Consider the following 7,722-nt stretch of genomic DNA (forward strand, 5'->3'; position numbering starts at 1 on the left):
CAATAGTCAGCATCTACTGAACTATACAGTAACTAATGAACTGACAGAGCGGATTAGAAAGCTATAGCTTTCTAAGACACAGCTGTCTCGTCGAAATCACGACGGCAGGTCCTGTGGATCGCCGCGGTAAATGGCGGTCTTCTCGCACCGCTATCTGTCGCTTGTCTCGATCGACAGCACTGGGGTTATGTGAGGGACGTGAAGGCGCACTCAGACTGACAGGGTGCTGAACTGTCTGGGCAGGTCGCCACGTGGTCGATCGAACTCACCAGCACGGCACGAAGCTCTTCCAAGTTGCGGATACTGTCTTCCACCTCCCGCAGCCGCTCAGTGAGCACTGGGTGCAGGGCATCTCGAGTATTGGTGCAGGTGCCCGTTTCGGTGACCTCGAGAAGCCACTTGATCTGCTCAAGGTCCATATCCATCTTCTTGGCCACCCTGATGAAGCGCAGACGCTCCAGCGCCTCGGGGCCGTATTCGCGGTATCCATTGATGGACCGGGTCGAACTGATCAAGCCGAGCTGTTCGTAGTACCGCAGGGCCGTCGCTGGAACCCCACTATGCGCGGTGACCTCAGAGATACGCATATCTACACCCTTCCACGGAGGCGGAGTGTCATCGGTCGCTGCTCGTCGCGGGAACCTGTTCGGCCGGGTCTGGCTTGTCCCGGTGGCGAATGATCTGACTCAGTGCCGCCAAGATCGGGAGCTCGATCAAAGGCCCTACCACCAGGGCCACGGCGATCAGTGGCCGGTCGGGGAACGCGGCGACTGCGATGCCCAGCGCAATGGGCGAGTTCCTGGCTGTGGTCACCATCGTCAGAGCCACTCGTTGGGGTCCCGTCAGGCGCAACAGCCGAGAAACCCCGGTGGCGACCAGCGGAAGGATGATGAAGAACGCCAGCAGCGGAGGCAGCAACAGCAGCATCTCGGCGCCGCTCTCAGCAACCACCGGCGCCTGCCAGGCGAACATCGCGAAGACCGCCACACACAGCAGCGGCATCACCACACGATTCGCCCACCGGTTGACGTGCTCCTCCCTCCAATGCTCGCCCTTGAGCCGGGTGCTGACCCAGCGCAGCGTGAACGCGACCACCAGCGGGGTCAGAAGCATCAACAGCACGGCCTCCAACAGGGTGGCTGTATCGACCATCGCAGCTTCACCGCCGAGCAGCATCACGTAGACCGGCAACAGCAACAGCTGGAGCACCAGGTTGATCGGCAACAGGGCGGCAGCGATCCCCGCGTGCCCACGAGCCATTGCGGTGAAGATCAGGTACCAATCGGTGCACGGGGTGACCAGTAACAGCAACAGTCCGATTCGCAGGTCAGGCTGCGCACCGAGTAGTCCAAGACCCAAGGCCCAGGCGAGAAGCGGGGTGAAGGCGTAGTTCAGCACCAGACTGACCCCGACAAGTCCCTTAGCCTTGCCCACGTCTTTGAGGTGCGAGGCATCGAGCTGCATAAAGACAGCGATGAGCATCACCAGTAGGGCTGGGATCACGAGATGCTCGCCGTTGGCGCCTAATGGGCTGGCGAGACCGACGCCTAATCCAGCCAGTGCCGCCACGGCGACGAACACGCTTTGAAGACGCTCAGCCCAAGTCATCTGTTGGTCCTCTCCATCGGCAGCTGTGACAGGACCATTCCGGCAGCTGGGTTCAGCGGCAGGGGGGCCTGCATCCCCACGGTAAACCTTCAAGTCAGCTAGAAGGTCAAGACGAGTTTCGGTCCCTCCGGCTAGACCCCACATCCTCAGCTCCATGGACCTCGACTCAATCCTTACCGCGAGCCCGTCGCCGGCAGTCTGGCCATCGACCACGATGCTGGCCATTGGAGCGGGACCTGCTCACGGTCCAATGATCCCCAGAGCTCTCATGCGCCTGGCAACCTATCCGATGGCCATCTGAAAACTGTCGGTACATGTTCGGCCTGCTCTCTCACTGCTGCTGGGCTTGGGGCTGCTGAGCCCTGAGGTTCTTTCAAGCCGTAGCCGGGCCTCGCGCAGGTGACCTGAGCGTTGTGGGGGCCTCCCTCGGGCCTCGCTGTGTTCAACCTCCAGGGGCTCCCACCGTGCCGGCCCGCATCGTGGGGTTTGTCTTGATCTTTGGTCAGAGCATCGATCCCAGGTCAGACGCGATGGAAGGATATACCGCCGGAGAGGATCTTAGCTCCCGCGCCGTGAGCCCGTACTTCATGGCCAGGCTGATCGTGTTCACCAACTCTGCATAACCATGTCCGAACAGATGCGCCCCCACGATGAGATCAGTCGATCGGTCGACGAGAATCTTGGCTGCCCCGGCTGTTTCGCCGACCCGATACTGGGAAAACCACCGACTGGTGTCGGTATACCTGACGTCGATATCCATACCGCGCGACCGGGCTTCATTCTCCAACGCCCCTACCCTGACAAGCTCCGGGATCGTGAAGACCGCCGTCGGAGTCGCCGCGTAGTCAGGTACAGCATTCCCTGACTTCAAGATGTTTGATGCTGCGACTTTCGCCTCCACCACAGCTACCGGGGTAAGCGGCATCCCCTGGGTGTCAGCAGCATCACCGGCGGCATACACGGCTGAGTTCGTAACCGACTGCAGATCAGCTGTCACGTCGATGCCTCGTGGGCCATACGCCACGCCGCCGGCCTCAAGATCAAGCCGGGACAGATCGGGGAGACGTCCTGCTCCATGAACGACAAGGTCCACTTCGATCATCGCTGCGACGCCCTGCTGTTCAAGATGCACCTGATACCCGGCGGGCACTTTCTCCACGCCGGTGATGCTGGTGCCCGATTGGACATCCACGCCAGCCTGGGTGCCGCGTCGGATCAGCAGGTCCACCAGATCGGGGTCGAAACTCTTCAGCGGCCGCGGACCACGGTCGATGATGATCGGGCGGGACCCGGCTCGTGCCGCGATGTGAGCGAACTCGAAGGACACGAACCCGCCCCCGACAAAGAGGACCCGCGGAGGAAGGCTCTCGAGGTTCAAGAACGCGGTGCTGTCGATCAGGTGCTCGTGGCCAGGGAAATCAAGCGGGGCAGGTGTGGCGCCGGTCGCGATCAGGATCTTTGGTGCGTGATAGCCCACACCGGAGACCTCAACCTCTGTCGGGCCGGTGAACACCGCGGTGCCGTGGAGTGTCTGCACCCCGTGCGCTTTGAGATCGTCTTCCATACTGGTGGGCACCCCATCGGTGAAGCCGTGCTTGTGCTTCATCAGCTGCGCCCAGTTCACCGACAAGCCACCTTCATCGATGCCCTTATCCCCCATGAGATGTGCCGCATCCAGGATCTCAGCTCCCCGGCGCAGAATTTTCTTCGGGTCACACCCCCGCAAGGCGCAGGTGCCACCATAGGGAAGCGAGTCCACGATGGCCACACGCCAACCCTGGGATGCGCACTTGGTCGCTGCCGCGATCCCAGCCATGCCGGCCCCAATGACTATCAGGTCGTACTTCTCATGCTCCTCGTACTTCTTCGTCATATCTACACCTTCTCTGAAGCGCCGCGACCGTCACGCAGCGGGGTGAATGGATCCTCGACACTCAGGATTTATCTCGGCGTGGACTCAGCGGCTGCTGCTGCGGAGCGCAGCTGCTCCATGGTGGGGGCGCCGGCGATTCCCTCAGGAGTCATATACCTGCGACACGACAAGCCCACCGCCGAAGAGGCCTCCGAGAACCTGTCGAAACCATCGATCAGGACGCTGGGGGAACCGTGAAAACCCAGCCGCTGAGCCTGAGCGTCACTCTCTACCAGCTGTGTGCTCAGACTGATGTCGGGCCTCTCAGCGCACAGCCTGACAAGCCGCTCATGGGCGATCTTCCAATTGGGGCATCCCTCGAAGTACTGCAGCACGATCTCCATAGCCTGACCATAAACCTTATAGCCGGATACAAGGTCAAGTCATAGGATGGGAGGGTGCTTATCGGAGAACTCAGCGTTGTCACCGGCATTGGCCGTCAGGCGATTCGCTTCTATGAACGCCAGGGCCTGCTGTCGAACCCGGAACGAACGGGCGGCGGCTACCGTCGCTATGACGATCAGGCCGTCACTCGACTGCGGTTTATCCGTGCCGCCCAGGCCGCGGGCCTGACCCTGCAGGAGATTCTGGGCACGATTCAACTTCGCGAGACCGGTCAGATCCCTTGCGCACACGTCGCGGGTCTCGTCGAGGAGAAGCTCGCCGATGTTCGAGCCCGACAGGTTGAACTCGAGATGCTGGCCGCTGATCTCGAGCAGACCGTTCTGGCAAGCCAGCACCTCGACCCGACCAATTGCGGCGACGATGAAGTGTGCCACATCGTGACAACGCCCGAACACAACCGGGCCAGCATTCATAGTTCTGAACACCATCCCGGGCCTCGTGCCGTGGGGATGGAACATCGTGGGCCCCTTAACTGACGATTGGCTGAGCCCAAAGTGGTCGTCCCAGTTCCTTGGTTGTGGGACGGACCTCACGAGCAGGCCTCGGGATCCACAGCTATCGGCGCGTCGTCATCCCAGAAGTTATCCCACAATCACATTCCACCTATTCCGTACGATTCCGACTACTGGTACTCTCAGGCCATGGAATTAGGGTACGCACGAGTCTCGACGGCCAAACAGGATCTAGATCGACAGATCGAAGCCCTGCGAGAGGTCGGCATCTCAGCCGACCGGATCTACGTGGACAAGAAATCAGGTGCCACCGTCAATCGACCCGGACTCGGCGCGGCGCTGGACTATGCCCGCGACGGCGACGTGATCGTGGTCCACACCCTCGACCGACTCGGACGCACCGTGCGTGACACCCTGAACCTGATTCACGACCTCGCCGAACGAGGAGTGGGAGTCCGCAACTTGGCAGACCCGATCAAGGTCGATTCATCGAACCCCAACGATCCGATGGCGCAACTGGCCGTGGTGCTGCTGGCACTGTTCGGACAGATGGAACGCACCTACACCCTCGAACGTGCCGCCCATGCCCGAGCAGTGGCCACAGCGAAAGGTCGCCGCGTGGGCCGACCCTCGGTGGTGGACCCGGACAAGCTGGCCTACGCAGCACACTTGCGCGAAACCGGGCACACCATCGCTGAGATCGTGACCAAGTCAGGGATTGCCCGGACCAGTCTGTATCGACACCTTCCACCCCGGCCTGCTGAATCGGTGACCGCCGGAGTAAACACCGAAACCGACGCCGGCTCTGAGATCTGATACCGGCCGGTGATAGCGATGGCGCAGTTCACCGCAGAGGAGAAGATCACTCTGCTGCGCCAGCACGACGAAGGAGTCCCCTGGACGCGCATCGCCGCGGAATCAGGGGTGGCCCTGCGAACACTGACCCGCTGGTCCGCGAAATACCGCGCTGACCCGACCTCGCGGCTTAGCGCGCCGGGTTCGTAGTGACCGTGGGAGCCGGCGAATCCCGGCTGAGCTCGTTGAAGTGATCGAAGCATTGGCACTTCGGCGACCTGAGCCCACAGCCGCGTTCATCCATCGCCGGGTCAGTGACATCGCCGAGGATCGAGGCCTGGCCGCGCCGAGCTACTCCAGCGTCCGAGCGATCATCGGAGCTATCGATCCTGGTCTACGGACCCTGGCTCAACACGGGGACGCTGCATACCGGGATCGGTTTGAATTGGTGCTGCGCCGCAGCGCCGCGCGTCCGAATGAGCAGTGGCAGGCCGATCACACGCTTCTCGATGTTGCGGTCCTGGATAAGGCTGGCGCCCCGGTGCGCCCCTGGTTGACGGTGCTCTTGGATGACTACTCGCGTGCGGTCGCCGGGTACACCCTGTTCCTGGGTGCCCCGACGGCGGAGCAGACAGCACTGGCACTGCACCAGGCCATCAACCCCAAGGAAGATCCCTCCTGGCCCGTATGTGGTCTGCCCGATCTGCTCTATTCAGACCATGGCTCCGACTTCACCTCCGCCCGGCTGGAGCGCGTCTGCCTAGACACCAAAGTCCAGCTCATCCACTCCCGGGTCGGTATTCCACAAGGTCGGGGAAAAATCGAACGGTTCTACGGGTCCGTCACCTCCCAGCTGCTGCCACATCTGCCCGGGCACATCCCGCACGGGACCAACGGAACCCCGGCCACTGACCCGACGCTGACGCTTGAAGAGCTCGACGCGATCATGGAGAAGTTCATCGTCACCGAGTACAACCAGCGCACCCACTCCGAAACCGATGAAGCCCCTGCCCACCGGTGGGGCGCCTCTGGTTTCATCCCGCGTGCCCCGGCCCAGCCTGAGGAGCTTGACCTTCTGCTGTTGACCGCAGCCGCCACCCGGAAGGTTCAGCGCGACGGGATCCAGTTTGCCTCCACCCGGTACGTCTCCACGGTCTTAGCCGCCTACGTCGGTGAACAGGTGACAGTGCGGTTCAACCCCCGCGATGTCGGTGAGATCCGGGTCTACTTCCACGACGAGTTCCTCTGCCGCGCGATCGCTCCCCAACTCGCTGCAGAGTCCGTCTCCCTCCAAGAGCTCCAGGCCGCGCGGTCTCAACGCCGGCGCGACCTGAAACGACAGCTGCGACAACGCCGCAGCCTTGCCGACACGCTGCCAGTCGACTCGCGATATGCCCCTCCTACGCCTGCCGCGGTAGAACCGCCAACCATCGAGGATCCACCTCCACGACACCGATTGCGTCTCTATGCCACCGAATAGCCCTGGACATTCCATCCTCAACAAAGGTGAGGACGGGCGCCGTTTCCTCACCCAAGACTTCGGAGAGGTCAATTCCAGCGCCCCACCGAGACCCGGTCTGCCACCTTTTCAGACCACCCGGGAGCATCGTCGCTTCACCGAGTTCGCGGACGCTGTCAGGGCCCACCGCTACATCGGGCTCTGCTGGGGCCCGCCCGGGGTGGGCAAGACCCTTTCTGCGCGTCACTACGGCGGCATCGATGAGTGGGAGCAGTGGCATTCCCTCTTCACTGAAGATCTCGGCCCTGTACCGCCGCGCGTTCTCGAGGCCCGCACCGCGTTCTTCACCCCCACCGTGGCTGCGACCACCAAGCAGATCGACCAGGGGCTGCCGCGGGTCTGCCAGAAGATCTCTTTCGCTGTGGACTTCGCCGAGCACGGTGTCGTGGACCCCTTCGTCCATACCGATTCACGCTCTAGCGGACGCACTGAGCTGCTCATCATTGACGAAGCTGATCGCCTCAAGACCACAGGTCTGGAACAGGTTCGTGACTTCTACGATCATCACCACATGGGGGTGATCCTCATCGGGATGCCCGGGATCGAGAAGCGCCTCGCTCGATATCCGCAGCTCTACAGTCGGATTGGTTTCGCCCACGAGTATCGTCAGCTGACTGCGGATGAACTCACCGCGGTACTGACCACGCGCCTACCAGCAGCTGAGGGTGCCGCCGACGGTGGTGTCGCCCACGCGACAGCTGTCGCTACCATCGTGCGGATCACAGGTGGCAACTTTCGCCTCGTGGATCGACTACTCACCCAGATCGAACGTGTGCAGACAGTCAATGGGCTCGACGAGTTGACCCCCGAAGTGGTGGAAGCCGCGCGGGACGCGCTCCTCATCGGTCACTAGGGACGCCGATTACCGCTGCGGAAAGACCGACGATTATCGCTGCAACTCACAGCTTGGGCTGGTTTTGAAGTGGGGGAGTGCCCGGTGAGCGACCGGCGGATTCTGGCGGTCATTGCAACAGGAGGTCTTCGATCAGTTCGATCGGCTTCTGAAAACCTAGTCTTTTCCGTGGTCGATC

At 61.9% G+C, this 7,722-nt stretch carries 8 protein-coding genes; 5 read left to right on the forward strand and 3 right to left on the reverse strand.

The features are described from left to right. Positions 1-185: 185 nt before the first annotated feature. The 3 genes from I2487_RS11585 to I2487_RS11595 form a co-directional block, all read right to left on the reverse strand. A complete protein-coding gene (locus tag I2487_RS11585) occupies positions 186-587 on the reverse strand; it encodes a MerR family transcriptional regulator (RefSeq protein ID WP_168887305.1) in 402 nt (133 codons plus the stop codon). A gap of 28 nt (positions 588-615) precedes the next feature. Next, complete coding sequence (locus I2487_RS11590) at positions 616-1,608, reverse strand: arsenic resistance protein (RefSeq protein WP_188686993.1); 993 nt, start codon at positions 1,606-1,608, stop codon at positions 616-618. A gap of 502 nt (positions 1,609-2,110) precedes the next feature. Beyond that, positions 2,111-3,481: a dihydrolipoyl dehydrogenase family protein gene (locus tag I2487_RS11595; protein ID WP_168887307.1), complete on the reverse strand. Its 1,371-nt coding sequence runs from the start codon at positions 3,479-3,481 to the stop codon at positions 2,111-2,113. 437 nt (positions 3,482-3,918) lie between these two features. Between I2487_RS11595 and I2487_RS11600 the strand changes: the two genes are divergently transcribed. The 5 genes from I2487_RS11600 to I2487_RS11615 all read left to right on the forward strand — a co-directional run bounded on the left by I2487_RS11600 (position 3,919) and on the right by I2487_RS11615 (position 7,544). Continuing rightward, entirely contained in the window at positions 3,919-4,401 is a 483-nt protein-coding gene (locus I2487_RS11600) for a heavy metal-responsive transcriptional regulator (RefSeq protein WP_168887309.1), read from the forward strand. 165 nt (positions 4,402-4,566) lie between these two features. Then, positions 4,567-5,193, forward strand: coding sequence for a recombinase family protein (locus I2487_RS11605; protein ID WP_207172848.1), 627 nt, complete (start codon positions 4,567-4,569; stop codon positions 5,191-5,193). Positions 5,194-5,211: 18 nt separating this feature from the next. After that, positions 5,212-5,382 carry a helix-turn-helix domain-containing protein gene (locus I2487_RS15555; protein ID WP_255546288.1) on the forward strand — a complete coding sequence of 57 codons (171 nt, stop codon included), beginning with the start codon at positions 5,212-5,214 and terminating at the stop codon, positions 5,380-5,382. Positions 5,383-5,422: 40 nt separating this feature from the next. Continuing rightward, on the forward strand, positions 5,423-6,652 hold the full coding sequence (locus I2487_RS11610) for a TnsB C-terminal domain-containing protein (RefSeq protein ID WP_345941414.1): 1,230 nt from the start codon (positions 5,423-5,425) through the stop codon (positions 6,650-6,652). Next, the gene (locus I2487_RS11615; protein ID WP_207172851.1) at positions 6,639-7,544 is read left to right on the forward strand and encodes an AAA family ATPase; all 906 of its coding nucleotides are present in this window, start codon (positions 6,639-6,641) and stop codon (positions 7,542-7,544) included. Before I2487_RS11610 ends, I2487_RS11615 begins: the two co-directional genes overlap by 14 nt. Positions 7,545-7,722: the final 178 nt, after the last annotated feature.

This window comes from Nesterenkonia sp. E16_10 (genome assembly GCF_017347085.1).
In the GTDB taxonomy this organism is placed as follows: Bacteria; Actinomycetota; Actinomycetes; order Actinomycetales; family Micrococcaceae; genus Nesterenkonia.